The sequence below is a fragment of the Hydrogenovibrio sp. 3SP14C1 genome (genome assembly GCF_029625905.1).
GTDB lineage: Bacteria > Pseudomonadota > Gammaproteobacteria > Thiomicrospirales > Thiomicrospiraceae > Hydrogenovibrio.
This window is the reverse complement of the sequence record NZ_JARTLM010000052.1, coordinates 1-288: the sequence shown is the minus strand read 5'-3', so window position 1 is coordinate 288 and position 288 is coordinate 1. Positions and strand designations below refer to the sequence as shown.

Annotated in this window: 1 protein-coding gene; it reads left to right on the top strand. The window is 59.4% G+C overall.

Annotated elements, in window-relative coordinates; all coding sequences use genetic code 11:
* The coding region (locus tag P8629_RS11600; RefSeq protein ID WP_278166283.1) for a M24 family metallopeptidase at positions 1 to 278 on the top strand (278 nt) is incomplete at its 5' end.
* Positions 279 to 288 lie beyond the last annotated feature (10 nt).

Sequence of the window (288 nt, the reverse complement as noted above, 5' to 3'; positions counted from 1 at the left end):
CCATGGCGCTGGGCGCAGCCATGGACAAGTACGGTTTTGACCGCGGTGGCGCGCGCTGTGGTTACCCCATCGGTATCTCTTACCCACCCGACTGGGGCGAGCGCACCATGAGTTTGCGCCCCTCGGATGAAACCATCCTGCAGCCCGGCATGACCTTCCACTTCATGCCCGGCCTATGGGTTGATGACTGGGGCCTGGAGATTACCGAAAGTATCCTAATAACCGAAGACGGCTGTGAAACCCTGGCGAATTTCCCCCGCCAGCTGTTCGTCAAATAGCCGCGTGATA